Annotated in this window: 12 protein-coding genes; 3 read left to right on the top strand and 9 right to left on the bottom strand. The window is 33.4% G+C overall.

The window, feature by feature from the left end; genetic code table 11:
• Window positions 1–3: 3 nt before the first annotated feature.
• A complete protein-coding gene (locus B0I03_RS06475; RefSeq protein WP_111566641.1) occupies window positions 4–2781 on the bottom strand; it encodes a VPS10 domain-containing protein in 2778 nt (925 codons plus the stop codon).
• Window positions 2782–2896: 115 nt separating this feature from the next.
• On the opposite strand from B0I03_RS06475, the gene B0I03_RS06470 reads away from it, so the two are divergent.
• On the top strand, window positions 2897–4189 hold the full coding sequence (locus B0I03_RS06470; RefSeq protein WP_111566640.1) for an aminopeptidase P family protein: 1293 nt from the start codon (window positions 2897–2899) through the stop codon (window positions 4187–4189).
• A gap of 140 nt (window positions 4190–4329) precedes the next feature.
• Here the strand turns inward: B0I03_RS06470 and B0I03_RS06465 are convergent, their stop codons facing one another.
• Together B0I03_RS06465 and B0I03_RS06460 are read right to left on the bottom strand one after the other, a co-directional pair.
• Window positions 4330–4722: a DUF1398 domain-containing protein gene (locus tag B0I03_RS06465; RefSeq protein WP_111566639.1), complete on the bottom strand. Its 393-nt coding sequence runs from the start codon at window positions 4720–4722 to the stop codon at window positions 4330–4332.
• 19 nt (window positions 4723–4741) lie between these two features.
• Window positions 4742–5920, bottom strand: coding sequence for an AbiH family protein (locus B0I03_RS06460; protein WP_111566638.1), 1179 nt, complete (start codon window positions 5918–5920; stop codon window positions 4742–4744).
• Between the two features lie 169 nt (window positions 5921–6089).
• On the opposite strand from B0I03_RS06460, the gene B0I03_RS06455 reads away from it, so the two are divergent.
• On the top strand, window positions 6090–6872 hold the full coding sequence (locus tag B0I03_RS06455) for an alpha/beta fold hydrolase (protein ID WP_111566637.1): 783 nt from the start codon (window positions 6090–6092) through the stop codon (window positions 6870–6872).
• Here the strand turns inward: B0I03_RS06455 and B0I03_RS06450 are convergent.
• The 5 genes from B0I03_RS06450 to B0I03_RS06430 all read right to left on the bottom strand — a co-directional run bounded on the left by B0I03_RS06450 (window position 6869) and on the right by B0I03_RS06430 (window position 17871).
• Window positions 6869–9049, bottom strand: coding sequence for a S41 family peptidase (locus tag B0I03_RS06450; protein WP_111566636.1), 2181 nt, complete (start codon window positions 9047–9049; stop codon window positions 6869–6871). The genes B0I03_RS06455 and B0I03_RS06450 overlap by 4 nt on opposite strands.
• Before the next feature lie 72 nt (window positions 9050–9121).
• Window positions 9122–11899, bottom strand: a complete 2778-nt coding sequence (locus B0I03_RS06445; RefSeq protein ID WP_111566635.1) for a PD-(D/E)XK nuclease family protein — start codon at window positions 11897–11899, stop codon at window positions 9122–9124.
• Window positions 11900–11962: 63 nt separating this feature from the next.
• Window positions 11963–13366 carry an OmpA family protein gene (locus B0I03_RS06440; protein ID WP_111566634.1) on the bottom strand — a complete coding sequence of 468 codons (1404 nt, stop codon included), beginning with the start codon at window positions 13364–13366 and terminating at the stop codon, window positions 11963–11965.
• 102 nt (window positions 13367–13468) lie between these two features.
• Window positions 13469–14665, bottom strand: coding sequence for a glycine C-acetyltransferase (gene kbl, locus B0I03_RS06435; protein WP_111566633.1), 1197 nt, complete (start codon window positions 14663–14665; stop codon window positions 13469–13471).
• 32 nt (window positions 14666–14697) lie between these two features.
• Window positions 14698–17871 carry a UvrD-helicase domain-containing protein gene (locus tag B0I03_RS06430; protein WP_111566632.1) on the bottom strand — a complete coding sequence of 1058 codons (3174 nt, stop codon included), beginning with the start codon at window positions 17869–17871 and terminating at the stop codon, window positions 14698–14700.
• A 106-nt stretch (window positions 17872–17977) separates the two neighbouring features.
• Between B0I03_RS06430 and B0I03_RS06425 the strand changes: the two genes are divergently transcribed.
• Complete coding sequence (locus B0I03_RS06425) at window positions 17978–18583, top strand: superoxide dismutase (protein ID WP_111566631.1); 606 nt, start codon at window positions 17978–17980, stop codon at window positions 18581–18583.
• Between the two features lie 630 nt (window positions 18584–19213).
• Here the strand turns inward: B0I03_RS06425 and B0I03_RS06420 are convergent.
• On the bottom strand, window positions 19214–21112 hold the full coding sequence (locus B0I03_RS06420; protein WP_111566630.1) for an amidophosphoribosyltransferase: 1899 nt from the start codon (window positions 21110–21112) through the stop codon (window positions 19214–19216).
• Window positions 21113–21132 lie beyond the last annotated feature (20 nt).

The following is a 21132-nucleotide window of genomic DNA, read 5'->3' as shown; positions in this document are numbered from 1 at the left end:
TACTTATTTTTTTGGAGCTGAAACTTCGAATGATTTGCTTTCCGATACTTTATCTTTTGAAACTGTCATTTTGTATTTTCCAACAGGCAAATAAAACTTCTTGTTTTCAGCTTCTTTAATTTTAATGTTTTTGTCTTTTTTATTCCACTTTTCAGCCATTTCTTTTGAAAGCGAATAATCAAAATTAAACGAATTCAATCCTTTTTTAGCTTCTACTTTTTGAGTGTGAACAATCATTCCTGATTCATTTGCAATCGAAACATTCACAATTCCATCTGCATTTGAATAAAACCAAATTTCTTGAGATGGTTCACTCGCTTTTCCCCAAGCGTAATTTTGATTTCCCCATCGCTCTGATTTTGTTCTATCGTTTACTTTAAATAAATGCAGGTTTTTAGCTAAAACATCTTTCGTCAATTCCTGAACTTTAGAAATATCCATTTTATAAATCGAACGACCGTGTGTACCAACGATTAATTCTTTTGCTTTTGTTTGAATAACCGCATCGTGAACTGCTACTTTTGGCATTCCATTAGAAAAATCTTGCCAAGTTGCACCTTTGTCTAACGAAATAAACAAACCATTATCGGTGCCAATGTATAAAATATTTTCATTTGCCGAATCTTCAACAATAACATTAACCGCCTCAGTTAATCCATTTGAAATAGAAGTCCAAGTCACACCAAAATCTTCCGAAACATATGCAAAGCTTTTAAAGTTATCATTTCTATAACCATTCAAAGTCGCGTAAACTCTTTCTTTTTTGTGAGTTGAAGCAACAACTCTTGAAACCCATAAATTCTGAGGCAAATTAGCCGAAATCAATTGCCAAGAAACACCACCATCTTTCGAAACATGGATTTTTCCATCATCAGAACCTACATAAAGCAATCCAAATTGGAATTTACTTTCTGAAATAGAAGTTAAAGTTCCAAAAGCTACGTTACCTTCTTTTGCTCCGTTTGTTAAATCACCTGAAATTCTTTCCCAAGTTTCACCTTGATTCATAGAACGATGTAAAAACTCCGAACCCATGTATAAAATATCTTGGTTGTGCGAAGACAATAAAATCGGTGTTTGCCAATTGAAACGGTATGGCTTTTCTCCTTTTGGAGCTTTTGGCGTGATGTAATCAAACTTTCCTTCTTTTTGATTGATTCTGTAGTAATTTCCAAATTGATAACCCGTGAAAACTACATTTGGATTGCGACTATCAATTTGCGTTTGCATCCCATCACCACCCATCAATTCTTGATACGGATATTTCCCTTCTTGATGCCAAGCGACATTGTGCGAATAATTATTTGGTCCAAACCAAACGCCGTTATCTTGCATTCCTCCATAAACATTATAATTTTCTTGATAATCTACATTTACCGCATACAACTGACTTACTGCTTCATTGTTACATTTAATCCAATGTGCTCCGTTATCATATGAGATATTCACACCGCCATCATTCCCGTTAATAATGTGATTTGGATTTTCTGGATTTACCCAAGTTACGTGATGATCCGCATGCACATTTTCTTTAGAAATCGCAGTAAAAGTTTTTCCACCATCTTCAGAAAACAATAATGGAACTCCACCAATATATACACGATTTTGATTGGTTTCATCTACCGAAATATTCGCAAAATAATAGCCATAGGTATAAAACATATCATCGATGTAATTCTGATTCGCTTTTTTCCAAGACTTTCCACCATCTTCCGATTTATAGACTTCACAGCCAATTACTTCGGTTTCAAACAACGCTTTATTCGCATCCAATAAAACCGCTAAAACTTCTTTTGGCTCCATGTTATTATCGGCAACCCAATTTTTTATATTCTCAGCACGATATTTATCTCTAAAACCACTTTCTTTCAATGCGATGTTCAATTCTTTATTCGAAATTTCCATGAAATCCGCTCCCGGAGTTGACAACATCGTAGTCAATTTATTTTTTGAAACTGTTTTTGGTCGTTTGTTCTGATTATCTAAAACCGCATAAATTACATTTTCGCTGAACATCGCTAAACCAATTCTTCCCACACCTTCGTTAGCAGGAAATCCACTTTCTTTTGTGGTAACCAATTTCCACGAAGTTCCACCATCTTCACTTTTATAAATACCTGATTTTTCCCCATCACCATCAAAATGCCAAGCTTTTCGATCTTTTTGCCAAGATGCGGCAAACATGATTTGTGGATTATTTTTCGAAACAGCTAAATCAATAATTCCAGCATCTTCTGCTACAAATAAGGTTTGTTTCCAAGATTTTCCACCATCAGTTGACTTATAAATCCCACGTTCTTTATTAGTTGTATATAAATGTCCGACAGCAGCGACTACAATTTCATTCAAATTGCTTGGGTTAAACCAAATTCGGCTAATATGATGCGAATCTTTTAATCCTAAATTTTCCCAGGTTTTGCCTTTATCCGAAGATTTTAGAACGCCAACTCCAGCATACGACGAACGCGAAGCATTCACTTCACCAGTTCCAACCCAAATAGTTCCCGAATTCCAATCCACCGTAACCGAACCACAATTTACCGTTTCTGCTGTATCCATCACAGGAGTAAATGAAGTTCCGTTGTTGTTAGTATACCAAAGTCCGCCAGTAGCATACGCGACATAAAATTCAGTTGGATTTTTCGGATTTACTGCTAAATCTACCACACGACCGCTCATGATGGTTGGACCGATATTCTTAGCTTCTACTTGATTAAACAACGAATTTTGTGCAATTGCCGATTGCACAATCAATAAAAACAGGATAGTAATTTGCTTCATCTTGAAAAATTTTGTTGAAAATTAGCCAAAACATTGCACTTCTACAAAATTTCTAAAGTATTTAACAACTTTTCATTTTTATCTTATTAATTTTGGAGAACAAAACATTTACATCATGAAATACCATCAAATAGACCGCGATTTATACGTGAAAAACAGAGCGAAATTCACAGCTCAAATGAAACCAAACAGCGTTGCGGTATTCAATTCAAACGATATTTACCCAGTTTCTGCCGATTCTACTTTGCCTTTTGCACAACATAGAGATATTCTATATTTATCGGGTGTGGATCAAGAAGAAAGTATTTTATTGCTTTTTCCAGATGCGCCTTACGAACATTTGAAAGAAATTTTATTCTTAAAAGAAACAAACGAACATATCGCTATTTGGGAAGGTGAAAAACTTACGAAAGAACGAGCTTTTGAAGTTTCCGGAATTAAATCGGTGATTTGGTTACAAGATTTCCATAAAACTCTTAAAGAAATCATGGCATATGCCGATACCATTTACATCAACACTAACGAACATTACAGAGCCGTTATCGAAACGGAAACTCGTGAAGCGCGTTTTATCAAATGGTGGAAAGAAAATTATCCTGCTCATAAAGTAGAAAAATCGAATCCTATTTTACAAAGATTGCGTTCGGTTAAAGAAAGCGAAGAATTGGATTTAATCCAAAAAGCGTGTGATATTACCGAAAAAGGATTTAGACGCGTTTTGAATTTCGTAAAACCAGGCGTTATGGAGTACGAAATCGAAGCCGAATTTGCACATGAATTTTTAAGAAATCGCTCGAAAGGTTTTGCATACACACCAATTATTGCTTCGGGTAATAATGCAAATGTGTTGCATTATATCGAAAACAACCAACAATGTAAAGCTGGCGATTTGATTTTATTAGACGTTGGTGCAGAATATGCGAATTATTCAAGCGATATGACGCGAATGGTTCCGGTTTCGGGTCGTTTTACAGACAGACAAAAAGCGGTTTACAATGCCGTTTTAAATGTGAAAAATGAAGCTACAAAAATGTTAGTTCCAGGCACATTATGGAAACAATATCATGTAGAAGTGGGTAAAATCATGACTTCAGAATTGTTAGGTTTAGGATTATTAGACAAAGCCGACGTACAAAACGAAAATCCAGATTGGCCAGCGTATAAAAAATATTTCATGCACGGCACTTCGCACCATATGGGATTAGACACACACGATTACGGATTATTACACGAACCTATGCAAGCCAACATGGTGTTCACAGTTGAACCTGGAATTTACATTCCGAAAGAAGGTTTTGGAATTCGTTTAGAAGACGATATGGTGATTCAAGAAAAAGGCTCTGCGTTTAATTTAATGCGCAATATTCCGATAGAAATTGAAGAAATTGAAGCGATAATGAATGCTTAAATTAGTTTAAGAGTTTAAAAGGGCGGCTTGCAGTAATGTGAGCCGTTTTTTTTATGTTCAAACTTGGCTCAACGCAAACTTGTCTTGCTGTTAAGCATCTCTTTATGAGATTCCTACGGAATGACAAGTTTGTGGCGAAACTAAACCGATGGAATAACTTCCACCACCATTTCGTTCCCGGCTTTGTCGTAATAACTGCACGTCATTTTATCCATAACTACAACCCATTTTTCAACACCTGATTTGGCGCAATCATTTAAAAACGTCATGTAATCGGTGTTGCCTTGTTGGTGCGATTTTAAGTCGGATTTGAATTGCTCAACATTACTTTCATTAGCAATAGTTAAGGTTTCTGAAAAACCAATTGACGAAGTCTGAAAATCATTGACACCATAATAATTGGTATGATTGTCAAATACAAACGTTTCGAAGGAAGTAACACCAAGCGCAATAATGTCTTGCGTGTATTTTGGAAAATCGGCACCGCTTTTTACTTTGGCGTGCGCTTCGTGGATTTGTTGGATGGTGAACATGAGTTTTAAAATTAAATATTTATAAGATAGTCTTTTGAAAATTTTGTTTTATGTTTTCTTCATTTAACTCAAAAAACAACAATCTTTCATTTTGGTTTAAATCAACTAATAAATCATTATCAACTATATTAAATAAATTATTCAATTTTGTTTTATGATCTTGTTCATTATAATAAAAAATATAAATTTTAGAAAGTTCTTGCTTATCACTTTCTAAAAAATTAAATAATCTTAAAATGTAATTTTTATCTGAAATATCCAAAGAATGTCCAATAATATAAAACACAAATTCCTCTAAATTATCTTTATTTGCATAACTAATAAACTTATTATTTGTCTTTTTTATTATTCTTTGATAATTCTTTGTAAATCCATAAGATTTATTTTCTTTAATTATTTTATTAACTTCACTTATTCCCAAAACTAAGTTATTTGAAACTAAATTACCATGTAAATAAACAATTTTTAATTTATCAAAATTATATACATCTTCAATTATTTGAGTATAATTAAAAGTAAAAATCAAATCTATTGAATCAAAAGGGAAACTATATTTCTTTTTAATATTTGTTGATAATGACCTTACAATTAAATCCAAATAAAATTTAAAAATTGAAGTAAACTGTTCTAAAGATTCAACTAATTCATCAAGTATCTTATCCGTATCGATTTTCTTTTCCCTACTATTTATATTTTTTTCATCAACATAAAATGTAAAAATATCTTCTTCATTAAATAATAAAATATTAAATTCTTTAATTCTATAATTAAGATATGCGGTTTCATTATCTAATTTATAAATGATTTTGGGAAGTATTCTTTTTTTGTTTGCGAAATTTATTACATCATAAGTTAAGTTTAATACGCTTTCAATTTCATTTTCAAAATCTATCCATGTTTTAAGTTCTAAAGCGGATTTAAAATATTGATACCAAGAATTACCTTTTAAAAGAAGCCTGATTTCTTCGATTATTTTATGTTCATAAACAATATTTTCAATATTAAATTTTTCAAGAATTAAATCATAATCTCGACCATACTTTACCTTAAAAATTTTACCAAATAATTCATCAAATATAACATCCTTATCAAAATTACAATCTTCAATTGTCATCATAATTGCCATAAAATGTCCATATTTCGTTGGCAAACCGTGATATAAATCGAAACCGTTTCCTGTAATTAAAATCTTGCTCATAAATCTAAAAATGCTTTTCTCAAAAATACGTATTTATTTACAATCTTGTCGTACTGAAAGCATCTCTTTATGAGATTCCTACGAAATGACAAGTTTGTGGTGAGAAAATCCATGCGTACTTCGCGAAAAAACTTTGCGCCCTTTGCGTTTAAACCCTAACTTTGCCCTTATGAAAACCAGCAACTTCAAAAACACCAAAATCAGTTACACCGACCAAGGAAAAGGAACGGCTGTGGTTTTATTGCATGGTTTTTTGGAAAATCAATGGATGTGGAAGGCGTTTATTCCTGAATTATTTAAAAAACACCGCATCATTACTATCGATTTATTAGGTCATGGTGAAACAGAATGTCTAGGTTATGTCCACACCATGGAAGACCAAGCCGATATGGTGCATCATGTGTTGCACGAATTAAAAATCAGAAAAGCGGTTTTGATCGGACATTCGATGGGCGGTTATGTAGCGTTGGCTTTCGCCGAATTGTATCCCGATAATGTCAAAGGAATTGTATTACAAAACTCCACTTCAAGAGCCGATAGCGACGAACGAAAAGCAAATCGTGACCGCGCTATTATTGCGGTGAAGCAAAATTATTCGGCTTTTATTCGCATGAGCATTGCCAATTTGTTCAGTGAAGACAATCGCGAACGTTTAGCTGATATTATCGAAGAAGTAAAATTAGAAGCTTTAAAAACACCACTTCAAGGAATCGTTGCAGCATTAGAAGGCATGAAAATTAGAAAAGACCGTGAAGTCATTTTACATTTTGCGCCTTACCCGATTCAACTAATTTTAGGTAAAAAAGACCCAGTTTTAAATTATGATGACAATTTAGAACAAATCGAAGGCACCCAAGTACAACTCACTACGTTTGAAGACGGTCACATGAGTCATTTTGAAAATCAATCGGAACTGTTGGCGGTTTTAAGTGGATTTTTGAAAAGGGTTTAGTTATTAATCAACTCAATAGCTTTTTCTAACACTTCATCTTTTCCTGAGCGAATTCCGTTAATTGTTGGTTCTAGTTTCACATCAGGAACAATTCCTATACGTTGTGTTTCAGAACCATCAGGAGTTATAACTCCAATTCCTGAAATGTAAGTAAAAATATTTCCTGGCAAAGTAATCCCAGAAACATTTCCATCAGCACCAGCCGTTGTACTTCCTAATACTTTTGCATTTGGCGCTACTCGCAATGCCATAGTTGTATATTCTGCTTGACTTTGGGTTTCTTCATTAACTAATATAATTACTTTTCCTTTGAAATAATTTTTATTTTTACCTCCAACTCGCATTTCTCCACCTCTAAAAGTAAACAACCCTGGTGTTCTAATATCTCCTGCGGTGAATTTTACAAAATCTTTTTTCTCATTTAAAAGATAATTACTTAATCTAAACACTATAAAATCAGAAGGATAACATCTTAAATCGACAATCAAACCTTTTTTGTCTAAAAACTTATCCATGATTTGATGAATCTCTTCTTTTTTCAAAGATCCTGGATAAATATAGCCGATGTTTTCATTGATAATTTTGTGAGAAACTATCTGGCTTGGAAAGTATTTATATTTGACTGTATTTACGACAACTTCTTTTTGACCCAAAATATTTTCAATAGTCAAACTAATCGTTTGTTCATTGGTTCTCAGAATCCTTTGAGATATGTCTCGCAATTGTGTTGGGTAATTGGAGGCTGGAAAATATTTCAAATTATTTTTAATCCAATCTTCTACTTTGATTCCATTTACAGCTAAAATTACATCACCTATTTGTAAATTTCCATCTTTAAATTCATCGTGCAATTTGACAACTACCGCTTTATTTTCAATAAAACTTACTCCAATGGGAGCAATATTTTGACCAAAATAATCCGAAATCACTTCATTGTATCTCCAAATATTGGCATGCGTATCTTGAATTTTCCCGATAAGTTCTAACAAGGTTAAAGTATACTCTTTTTGATCTTTTGTAGCGGTCATTCTCGGAATGAATTCTGTTAAAACTGAATCCCAATTTTCATCCATCAAATGACGGTTTGGAAAAAAGTATTCAATCAAATTCCAATATCTAAAAATCGCTAAAAGCTTAATTCCAGTATCGGAATATTCCATTTTACTATACACTTTTTCATTAGTAAATTCGGGGTTTTTTACTCTTCTTCTTAAACCGATGTAATAATTTGAATCGCTTCTATCCGCCGCATTTACTTTTTGAAGCAATGCCGATAATTCTGAGGAAATTAAATTCGTGTCAGAAATCCATTTTGTGTTAGGAAGTAATTTAATGGCACTTTCTTTCGGAAGTTTTTGAGTAGTAGTTTTGAAAGTACCCAATTTATTAATCCATTGCACCAATTCGCTATCAAAGTTTTGACTATCTATTTTTGACAACATTCTAAACAACTCATAATCCCAGCTGATTTTACCTTCGGCTATCGCTGGATGATAATATTTCACAAACCCCCAAACTTTTCCTAATACAAATAAATTTCTTTTTTGAATTTCATTAAGACTGGTGATTTCAAATTTTGAACCTGAGTCAAATTCTGTGTCTTTTTCAATAATAGAAAGTTCTTTTTCAACAGGTTTTATATTCTCAATTGGTTTTCCATCAATAGTGACTTTAAAATTATCAAACCAAGCCTTTCCTTTTCCAATTAAGATTCCAGCAACATAAATTTCATCTGCATTTTCTTTAAAATCTAATGTAATAGAATATTTTTTCCAATCGGCTGTTCCTTGCAATTTTTGGTTTTGCATATTGGCAGATGCAATAGCTTGTTCGTCTTTTTCTATTCGCAAAAGTAAACCTACATAACCATCCGTTGCCTCTTCGTACTTTAAATAACCTTCTAAAGTGATTTTTCTGCCTTTAAAATTTGCTGGAAGTTTGTAAGCTATACATCCAAAACCTTCTCCTTCTTTTACATTTATTAATAATGAGTTTTTACCTGAAATAGCATTTGTAGAGTCAACTTTCAATTCACTCTCACTCCATCGAATCCAATCGTTTGGTAATTCATCCTTTTTAGAATGTTTTTCAAAATCAAGATTAAAAACAGGTGCCTGATTTTGCGAAAACAAAATATTAACCAATAAAATGGATGCGAAAGAGAAGATTTTTTTCATAAGTATGTTTTTCGGTTACTGTAACTTTTGTAAAGAAAACGAAAAAGCATGTAAGAAAATTGTAACGAAACGTTAAACCTTTTCTTTAAACGGAATTTCTGGATTGAAAATTTCCAAAATCAACGTTTCTAACTCCGATTTAAAATCTTGTAAAATATCATTTGAAATAACAAGTTCAGCATCATTTCCTTTTCCTAATCCGAATGGTAAAAAACCACTTTTCATATTTTTAAACGAAACTATTCCGGCCGAAACTTCTCGGTTTTGTTTTAATTCATGATTTTCAAACATCAAAGCATAACATAATAACTGAATGATTTTTTCATTTTTAATATCGGAAGTCAAATCGGTAAAATCGTTAATTTTTAAACTATTGCCTAATACTTTTCCGGTTTTGTAATCAATGATTCTGATAGTCCCGTTTCGCTCTTCAATTCGGTCGACTTTACCTGCAATTTTTATTGGAAATGACAACGATTTCATTTCGATTTCACAAGATAAACTCGCTTCCAACAATAACACTTTTATGGCTTGACCTTCTTCGATATCTTTCTTTTCCAATTGTAGAAAATTGTAGACATTTCGTTTCGCCACTTCAAAAGCTAACAGGTTTTTACCTTTTGTGATTTCACCTTCTTTGTAAATTTCTTTGAAATGTTTTAGAATGACTTCGTCAATTTTTGCTTCCATCGCTTCAATATGATGCAATGCCAAATACTGATTCAAATAAGGTGTATACAATTCTTCCAAAGCATTGTGAATTATGGTTCCCAAGGTATTCACTGCGATATTTTCCTCCACTTCATCGGCTTCGTTGATGCGCAAAATACGTTGCATATAAAACTGTAACGGATTTCGAATATAATTGGTCAACGACGATGGTGAAAATCCTTTATCGGTTGCAATTTCCTGCAAACGGGTTAAGATTTTATCTGTTTTTGGAATGGTAACTGGTTCGTATGCTTTTTCGGGTAAAACTGCGTTATAAATTGCACTAGTAATGTTGTGTTTTGGTTGTTTCTCGATTTCTAATTGGGTAATAAAACGACTTTTTTCGCCAGCATCAATTCCTTCGTTATCGGTATTATAAAGCAACCAAACGTTTTTCGCACGTAACAACAAATGATAAAAATGATAGCAATAAATCGCATCTTTTTCTTTGTAGGTAGGTAATCCCAATTCTTTCTTTACATCATACGGAATGAATGAATTTTGCGATTTTCCAGCTGGAAATTTGCCTTCATTTACCGAAGTAATAATCACATTTTCAAAATCCAATACGCGGCTTTCTAAAACCCCCATCACCTGAAGACCACTCAAAGGCTCACCTTCAAAAGAAACTTCCGCTAAATCGATAATTTGCTTGTAAATGGCTTGAAGCGAAGGCAAGCTTTCAATTTGATCATACGTTTCGTGATAATTGGTTAATTTATTTATCGTTTTAAAAACGGAATACACAAAAGCTTTGGTTACTTTTTCTTCGGCATCGTCGTTACTTAAATAAGATTTTATGATAAGTAAAATCGAATTCAAATTCACTAAAATATCGGAAATTGAATCATCCCAACGTGTAAATAATAATTTGAAGAATTTGTTTTCTGTATTTGGATATTTCTCTTCGTATAAACTGAATAATTTTTGATTCGAAAAGAAAGTAAAATTATTGTTATTAATCACTTTTACAACTTCTTCCACTTTGCAATACGGTTCCACCAAAGGATGATTCAGAATATCTAAAACTTCTTTGTAATAGAATGTATAGCTTTTTTCGTTTCGTTGTTTGGCATTCGTATGCAACTTAAACAACTTGCTAATCAAGAGTTGTGCGGGATTATTTTTACTTGGATAACCCATTGTAATATTCAAAGCATCCACCGATTCAGGTAAACCGTATAAAACGGGAAGCAATAGGTTTTCATCACCTAGAACAACAGCTGTTTTTTCTAAATTTGGGTTTTCGGATTGAATTTTTTCGATAATCGTTCCCACAATTTTAGCTTGACCAATACTTTTTGGAGTGCCAATAATTTCAATATTTTTTTCTTGACTAAAGTGATTCACCACCCATTCGAAATCTTGATTTACGAAAGGTTTCCATTCTTTCTTGAACTTACGAATAAACAAACCAGCATCGTGATAAGAGTCATTCAAAAACACTTCATCAATATCCCAATAAATTTTGGCTTTGTTTTCGTTGGCTAAATGTTTGAATATTCGTTCCTCCGCTTGATTTAAAGCATTAAACCCAGCGAAAAAGATTTGATTGGTAATTGTTGTGGTAAACGAAACTAAGTTTTTAACTGCTTCTCTGTACAATAAACCTTGATAACCAATTCCTTTGTTTAATAAATGTTCGTAAAACGATTCGTAATACAAAGGCAATTTAGCCCAAAACTCTAAATGAGTTGTGATTAATTTGGTTTTATCTTGTGGTTGTAAATCCCAACGTTTTAATGCTTCTATATCTTCTAAATAAGAAAAAACATGATTTGAATCTAATAAATATCGATCGATTTCATTAAAATCTTGAATGGCAGTTTTTGCCCAAGTGGCAAATTCTTCAAAGGTTTGCTGTTTGGATTTTTCAGTTACGGAAAGATAAACTTCGTAGAATTCAAATAGTAATTCAATTGGGTCAATTGTACGAAGTCCAGAAATTTCTTGAATAAAATCTTCAATACTAATGATAGTTGGTGCAAACGAAGTTGTTTCTAATTGGTTTTTTAAACTTTCTAAAAGAAATACTTTGGCTCTTTTATTGGGTAAAACAATCAGACAATTCGATAATTCAATATCAGATTGTGATAAAATAATGGCGCTTAACTTATCTAAAAAAGTATCTTGTTTCATTTTATAAAAATAAAAAAACGCCCCGATAAATCGAGGCGTTTCTTAATATATTTTAGAAAGAAATTATTTAACTAATTTCACTTCTACTCTTCTGTTGTTAGCTTTACCTTTAGCAGTTTTGTTAGAATCTACTGGCATAGACTCACCAAAACCTTTAGAAGATAATCTAGAAGCGTCGATACCGTTTTCAACTAAGAAGTTTTTAACAGCAGCAGCTCTATCTTCAGATAATTTTTGGTTCATTGCATCTTTACCGTCAGAATCAGTATGACCTTCTAAAGAGAATTTAGCAGTAGGATACTCTTTTAAGATAGCAGCCATTGCTTGTAAAACTGGAATTGTTTGTTTTTGGAAAGAAGCTTTACCAGAGTTAAACAAAATAGTTTTACCATAGTCATTTAATTTTTTCATTGTTTCGTCAGAAACTTCTGGACAACCATTGTTAGCAACAGTACCAACTACAGTAGGACATTTGTCATCTTTATCAGCAACACCGTCACCGTCTGTATCAGGCCATGGACAACCAGCGTTATCTTTAGCACCAGCTACAGTAGGACATTTGTCATCTTTATCAGCAACACCGTCACCGTCAGCATCTGGACATCCATTCATCATTTTAGTTCCTTTGTCATCTGGACAAGCATCTTCTGAATTGATGATACCGTCTCCGTCATTATCAGGACAACCGTTTAATTCTTTAGTTCCAACTTCTTCTGGACAAGCGTCTTCTGAATCTTGGATACCATCTTTGTCTGTATCAGGACATCCTTTGAATTCTGGTAAACCAGCAACTTCAGGACATGCATCATCTTTGTCATAAATTCCATCACCGTCTGTATCTTTACCTCCAAATTTGAAAGTTAAACCAGCCATGTGTTGAATATGAGTTGGAACATCTAAATCAGCAACTCTGTTATCATCAAACGAATGTTTGTAAGTAGATTGTAATTGTAAACCAACTTGTTCAGTAAACCAAAAAGTTAAACCTAAACCTCCATTTACAGTACCTGCAGATGCATCACCAAAGAAGTTGTAACCTCCACCAATGTTAAGAGATGGATCTAACCATTTAGATTTTAACATTTCCATGAAGCTATACTTGATAGTTGCATCAATTGCATAATAAGATAAATCTCCTGGGTTTACTACTACATCAGTATACTCAGTTGATAAATCTCTGTAAACCATTTTGTCAATTTTGTTAACAGATCCTGTTAAACCAAAAGAAAAACCATCTCCAACGTATCTAGACACAGTCAAATAAGATACTGAAGGTATAAAATTCCAGTTTTCTCTTGCGTTTGCTAATTGAATCCACTTTGGACTATCGTTACCAACAGCACTAACTTTAGTGTCTACTGCGTTTGCCCCAAAAGACACCGCCCATGGGTTGTTACTGTCTTGTGCTTGCGATGTTAATCCAGCAAACAATAAAGCTACAGCAAATAATTTGTTTAAATGTTTCATACTTATTTATTTAATTACAATGCGTTATAATTAGAACAAAAGTAATACGTTTTTTTTAACTACAAAAAGTTTTGTTAAAAAAATTTACTCCTTTGTCGGATTTTACTTGATTATGGCTAAATTTTTTGCGACTTCTGTGAAAGCTGCAATAGCTTTATCCAAGTGTTCTTGCGTATGCGCAGCAGATAATTGCACGCGAATACGGGCTTTATCCTTTGGAACAACCGGAAAGAAAAACCCTATAACATAAATTCCTTTTTTTAACAGTTCTTCTGCCATTACTTGAGATAATTTGGCATCATATAACATAACTGGCACAATTGCAGAGTCTCCATCAATGAAATCTATACCTGCTTTTCTTAACCCTGCTTTAAAATAATTGGTGTTCCACTCTAATTTATCTCTTAGTGTCGTATCTTTTTCTAATAATTCAAAAACTTTTAATGAAGCTCCTACAATTGAAGGCGCTAATGAATTTGAAAACAAATACGGACGCGAGCGTTGGCGTAATATTTCAATAATTTCTTTTTTTGCTGTTGTATAACCGCCCATTGCACCACCTAGAGCTTTTCCAAGTGTTCCTGTAATGATATCTACTCTTCCCATTACACCTTTAGCTTCTAATGTTCCTTTTCCTGTAGCTCCAATGAAACCCGCAGCGTGACATTCGTCAACCATTACCATAGCATCATACTTATCTGCTAAATCACAAATTTTATCTAATGGTGCTACTAATCCGTCCATTGAGAAAACTCCGTCGGTTACGATTAATTTAAAACGGTGACCTGCTTCAGTTGCTTTGATTAACTGTTGTTCCAAGTCTTCCATATTATTGTTTTCGTAACGGTAACGCGCTGCTTTACACAAACGAACACCATCAATAATAGAAGCGTGATTCAAAGAATCAGAAATAATACAATCTTCTTCTCCTAATAATGGTTCGAAAACACCTCCATTTGCATCAAAAGCTGCTGCGTATAAAATGGTATCTTCTGTTCCGTAGAAATTAGCGATTTTTTGCTCTAATTCTTTGTGAATATCTTGAGTTCCACAAATAAAACGCACTGATGACATTCCGAAACCATGAGAATCTAAAGCATCTTTTGCTGCTTGCACTACTTCGGGGTGAGAGGAAAGTCCTAAATAATTATTGGCACAAAAATTTAAAACCGTTTCACCTGTAGAGATTGTAATTTCTGCTCCTTGAGGCGAAGTGATAATGCGCTCTTTTTTAAACAATCCGTTTTCTTGAATGGTATTTAATTCGTTTTGTAGGTGTTGTTGGATTTTTCCGTACATGATATATTAATCGTTTATGGTTGTGTTAATGGTTACAAAGTTACTATTTCTATACTTTCTCCTATATATATAAGTGCTTTTTTTGCAACGGTGTATTTCATTTCTTGTAAAGCCAATTCGTATTCTTCTAATTGTGCTTTGTGTTTGTTGTGTTTTTCTCCAGTTTTGTAATCTAACAAATACGCCACGCTATCTTTGATTACGACTCTATCAGGTTTACTGTTTTTAGTTGCTTTTTTGATGATGTTTTGTTCGTTGAAAACTTTTGCATCGGCATCAAAAAACGAAATCAATTCTTCATGATTTACGATTTTTTCAATTGTTTCTTTAAAAATTGCATTTTGGGAAAACGTGATCAATCCTAATTCTGTTGCTTTTTGAATTGCCAAATTCACATCGTCTTTCGCATGAATAAACGCCATGATTTCATGCAAAATATTTCCAAAAGTAATCGCATCCTGCTGAACCGTTCCCCACATTAAGGCTTCGCGCTGTGCAATTTTGATGTTTTTTGGATTTAATTTATGCGTTACGATTCCGATTTGATGGTGATTTCCTTCGTGGGATTTGTTAGTTGAAATTCGGGTTGGATTTCCAAACTCGTATTCTGATTTGGTTTCTTCATATTTCCCGATATTTTGCAAAAACTCCAGAAAATAGTATGATAAATTATTGGCAACTAAATCTCCTTTTTTCGTTTTCAGTTTATTCGAAATCACATACAATTGCTCTTCGGCACGCGTTAAAGCCACGTACAAAACGTTTATTGTATCTAAAACTTCTTCTTGGTTTTTGGTTTGAAAAATTGCTTTTGCTTCATTTCCGTAAGTTTCCACTTCTTTCTTATTGTTGATAAGTGCTTTTGGAAAATTCACATTTGCGTCTTCTAACGGAATCCACAATTTATCTTTTGGTTTACTTGAAAAATTTTCTTCTGCAAACGGAAAAATCACCACTGGAAATTCTAAACCTTTTGATTTATGAATTGTCATGATACGAACGGCATTTGTTCCTTCTGGTGACGGAATACTTTTTTGGTAACCGATTTTATCCCAATACTCCAAGAAATCCGCAATACTCGATTGTACTTTTACATCTTTTTCTAATACCAAATCCAAGAAATACTGCAAATACGAAGTATTCACTTTGTCATTTAAAAATGTCGCAATCAAAATTTCAACTGCTTCGTACAATGATTTTTTCTTGCAATTTTTAAACGAAATCTCAATTCCGATGGTTTTTAAAAACGTTTCTAATTCATCTGAATTTTTGTCTTTCGAAGCCAAAATGAAATCATGAATTTCTAATTCCGATTGTAAATATTTCGCAATGAAATACAAGAAGTAGACTTTCGATTCGTCATCTTTTGGATTTTTCAAATAACGAAGTAACGCAATCAACAATTTCACTTCTGTCGCATTTTGAATCAATAAAGTTTCCGAAGACAAAATTGGTATGCTGTTTTCGGTTAAGAAATTCGCTAATTTTATTCCAGGTGCTTTAGTTCGTGTAAGCAACACGATGTCTTTGTATTCAAATCCGTTCGCGATACATTTTTCAATGGTTCGTAACGTTTGATTCAAGTAAAATTTATCTTTTACCGAAATCGAATCGTTATCCGAATCAAAACCTTCAACTTCGGTTTCGTCTTCTGGCACTTCAATGAACGACAAATTCACATAGCCGCCCATTTTGGAATTGATTTCTTGATGTGATAAGTTTTCGTATAGATTTTTATAATCTGAATTTTCGAATTTATCCGATAATTGTTTGAAAAACGCATTGTTAAACTGAATAACTTCGGAATAACTGCGATAATTTGTACCCAATCGAAGCGTTTCTTTGTCTTTATTGGAAAACGGATTGTGTTTTTTATCTTCCTTGGCCAAATCGATAAATTGTTCGGCTTTTCCTCCGCGCCAACGGTAAATCGCTTGTTTTGGATCGCCAACCAACATCAAAGTTCCTTGTTGACCAAAATCATCTTGACCCGAAAGTGCATTATCAATTAAAGGAATCAAATTTTGCCACTGCATTACCGAAGTATCCTGAAACTCATCTATAAAATAATGACGGTATTTTTCGCCCAAACGCTCATAAATAAAAGGCGCTGGTTGGTTTTGAATTTCGTTATGAATGATTTTATTGAAATCGGAAATCGAAACTAAATTTTGTTCCTCTTGAATTTGTTTAAATTCCTGGTAAATCGTGTTTAATAACGAAAGTGGATTTAAATTTTGTAGAAAAGCTTCGTACATCGCTACTTTTCCTAACTTATCGTAAATCGATTTTAATTGTGAAACGATTTCATCAATAATCGATTCAATAATAGCAACATCTTTAGCCGATTTTAAAACCTTAATATCATCAGGAGAAAAATATTTTTTTTGAGTGTCTTTCAACTGATTTAACTCAATATTATTCAAATGATCATTGAAATACTTTGGAAAAGAACTTAAACTCGCTCCATTTGATTCAATAAAATGCTTAATATTTTTTCCGGCTTCACTAGTTTCGGCTTTTAATTGTTTGATTTCTTCCTGCAATTTCTTTTTTACGATTCCGAAATCATCAATACTTTTTTCAGACAATTCTTTGATTTCTTCCGAATTGTTTTCGTTGGTAATCAATTGGGCAACCTTTAATAATTCGGCCGAAATATCCCAGTTTTTATCGTCGTCTGTTTTTTCTTTTGAAAATTCGATTAGTAATTTGGTCAAATTTGGATCATCACCTGCTTTAGAAATCACCAAATCAATCGCTTCTTGTAATAAGGAATCGGTTTCCAGTGACACTTCAAAATTTGGAGGTAAATTCAAATCTTGAGCAAACGTTCGTATCACTTTGTGCGTGAATTTATCAATCGTAGAAATATCAAACGCCGCATAATTGTGAATGATATTTTTGATGATGGCTTTCGATTTGTCTTTTAAAGTAGCAATGCTTAATTTGGTTTCCGAAGCAACATCTTTTAGCAATTCCATCGCTTTATCAGAAGTGTTATCCAATGAAAATTGATACAAACTCGACACAATTCGGGTTTTCATTTCTTCTACCGCTTTATTGGTAAAAGTGATGGCTAGAATTTTTCGATACGCATCATCATTCGTCGCCAAGAAGAGAATTTTTAAATATTCTTTCGTTAGCGTATAAGTTTTTCCGGAGCCAGCCGAAGCGTCGTATATGGTAAATGCGGTTGTATTCAATGTTATATTTATCTTACTAATAGTGGTATAAAAACTATCTATTTTTGAATCCGAAGTTTAATTTGTAAATTTGGTGAAAATATTATTAATCTAAAAATTAAATATCATGGCTTTTGAATTACCACAATTACCTTATGCATACGATGCATTAGAACCACATATTGATGCGAGAACAATGGAAATTCACCATTCTAAGCACCACAATGCTTACGTTACCAACTTAAACGCAGCAATTGCTGGAACAGATTTAGAAGGAAAATCTATTGAAGATTTGATGAAAAATTTAGACATGAACAACATGCCAGTTCGTAACAACGGTGGTGGACATTATAACCACACTATGTTTTGGGAAATTATGTCGCCAAATGGTGGTGGTTTACCAACAGGTGAATTAGCTACTGCTATTGATGCTGCATTTGGTTCATTTGATGCTTTTAAAGCAGAATTTGCTAAAGCGGGAGCTACTCGTTTTGGTTCAGGATGGGCTTGGTTATGTGTAAAAGATGGCAAATTAGAAGTTTGTTCTACTCCAAACCAAGACAATCCGTTAATGCCAGGTGTTGCTTGTGGCGGACAACCAATCCTAGGAATGGATGTTTGGGAACATGCTTACTACTTACACTATCAAAACCGTCGTCCTGATTATATGGAAGCGTTTTTTAATGTAATTAACTGGACTGAAGTTGCTAAACGTTTTGCTGCAGCAAAATAATTCAGAATAAACAAAATTAAAAAAGGCGAGGATTGAAAAATCTTCGCCTTTTTTGTTACCAAGTTTATTAAAATAAAAAAGGTGAAATTGCTTTCACCCTTTTTGCCCCAAATCTACCATAAAACTTAACCTACTAATTTTCTGGTAGCACTAAAGTAGAACACTCTTATATATATGACGAAAAAAATTGTTGAACAACACAAAAAGTCGATGAAATGCGTTTTTGAAGAATAAAATAAGTTAATTTTTTACTTTTTCTAACAAGTTCATTCATTTTTGGGCAAAAAAAAGGCACGCATTGCGTACCCTTTTTGCCCCAAATCTACCATAAAACTTAACCTACTAATTTTTTGGTAGAGCTAAAGTAGTATAAGATACTATGCTTGCATAAAAAAATTGTTAAACGAATTAAAAAGTCGATGAAATGCGCTTTTTGAGCAAAATTGGTCTTCAATTTTTGTTAAAACAGATTTTGGGGCAAAAAAAAGGCACGCATTGCGTACCCTTTTTGCCCCAAATCTACCATAAAACTTAACCTACTAATTTTCTGGTAGAGCTAAAGTATGGCGAGATTTTGTATTACTATAAAAAAATTGTTAAACGAAATAAAAAATCGATGAAACACACTTTTTAGTATGCTCGTGCATCTTTACCTTCATAGAAATTCATGAATGCACGATTTACTACACGATTTCCTCCATCTGTAGGATAATCTCCTGTGAAATACCAATCTCCTAAGTTTTTCGGACATGCTTTATGTAAATCTTCCACCGTTTGGTAAATGATTTTTACTTCTGCTTTGGTGTCATCTGGCGTAAGCATTTCGGCAATTTTATCTGAAATTTCTTGATCGGTGAAAGGCGCATAAATTTCTTTTACATAATTCACTACATCAGCATCACTAAAATCTTCTTGTGCTTTCGATTTTTGATATACTTCTTCTACTATATGATATAAATTGCGTTCTTTTAATAAATCTAAAGCTGCTCTGAAAGCTACTAATCCTTCTAATTTCGCCATATCAATTCCGTAACAATCTGGATAACGAATTTGAGGTGCTGATGAAACTACAACAATTTTCTTTGGATGTAAACGATCCATCATTTTAATGATACTTTGTTTTAAGGTAGTTCCTCTCACAATACTATCATCAATAATTACCAAATTATCGGTTGGTTTTACTACTCCATAAGTAACATCATAAACGTGAGCTACTAAATCATCACGGCTACTATCTTCGGTAATAAACGTTCTTAATTTCGCATCTTTAATCGCAATTTTTTCCGTTCTGATTTTCACAGAAAGGAGTTCTTTCAACGTGTCTTCCGTCAACGTATCTTTTTGCTCGATAATCATTTTGGCTTTTCTTTGATTTAAGAAATCTTGCGCCGCTTCTGACATACCGTAAAAAGAAGTTTCTGCTGTATTTGGAATAAAAGAAAAAACCGTATTATCGGTATCGTTATCGATAGCTTTTAAAACACTTGGGAAGATTAATTTTCCTAGTTCTTTACGCTCTCTGTAAATTTCGGCATCGCTTCCGCGAGAAAAATAAATGCGTTCAAACGAACATGCTTTTTTGATCAATGGAGTTCTAACTTCTTGAACTGAAACATTTCCGTTTTTCTTGATAATAATAGCACTTCCAGGAGTTAATTCTTGAACTTTTTCGAAAGGCACATTGAAAACCGTTTGAATAACCGGACGTTCTGAAGCGACTACTACAATTTCATCATCTTCGTAGAAATAAGCAGGACGAATTCCAGCAGGATCGCGCAAAACAAACGAATCGCCATGACCGAAAAGTCCAGCCATTGCGTAACCTCCATCGAAATTACGAGATGCACGTTCTAAAATACGCTGTACATTTAATCGTTCGCCAATTATCGGAGAAGCTTCTTGCTTAGAATACCCTTCATGTTTGCAGTGTTTGTATAATTCGGTAACCTCATCATCTAAGAAATGTCCGATTTTTTCCATTACGGTAACGGTATCGGCCATTTGTTTTGGATGTTGTCCTAAATCAATTAAGTTTTGGAATAACTCTTTAACATTCGTCATATTGAAATTTCCCGCAACAATTAAATTACGGTGCATCCAATTGTTTTGACGAAGGAAAGGATGTACACTTTCGATGCTATTTTTACCGAAAGTTCCATAACGAACGTGACCTAAAAACACTTCTCCCAAATATGGAATATTTTGTTTTTGAAGCGCCACATTGTTTTGATATTCTGGATGTTCTTCTAACTCGCGACTGATTCTGTCGTTAATTTGAGCGAAGATATCCTTAATAGGTTGTGGGTCGTTTGAACGAATACGGCTGATGTACCTTTCACCTGGATTTACATCCAATTTAATACTTGCTAATCCAGCTCCGTCTTGACCGCGGTTGTGTTGCTTTTCCATAAGTAAGTACATTTTTTGTACTCCATAGAAAGCAGTTCCGTATTTTTCTTTATAGAACTCTAACGGTTTTTTTAATCGTAGTAAAGCAATTCCACATTCGTGTTGTATAGCGTCACTCATAAGTTGTTGTGTTGTTGTAG

Origin of the sequence: Flavobacterium aquaticum (assembly GCF_003259835.1) — a bacterium.
Taxonomy (GTDB): domain Bacteria; phylum Bacteroidota; class Bacteroidia; order Flavobacteriales; family Flavobacteriaceae; genus Flavobacterium; species Flavobacterium aquaticum.
The sequence above is the reverse complement of the archived record's forward strand: the minus strand, read 5'-3'. Positions and strand labels throughout refer to the sequence as shown.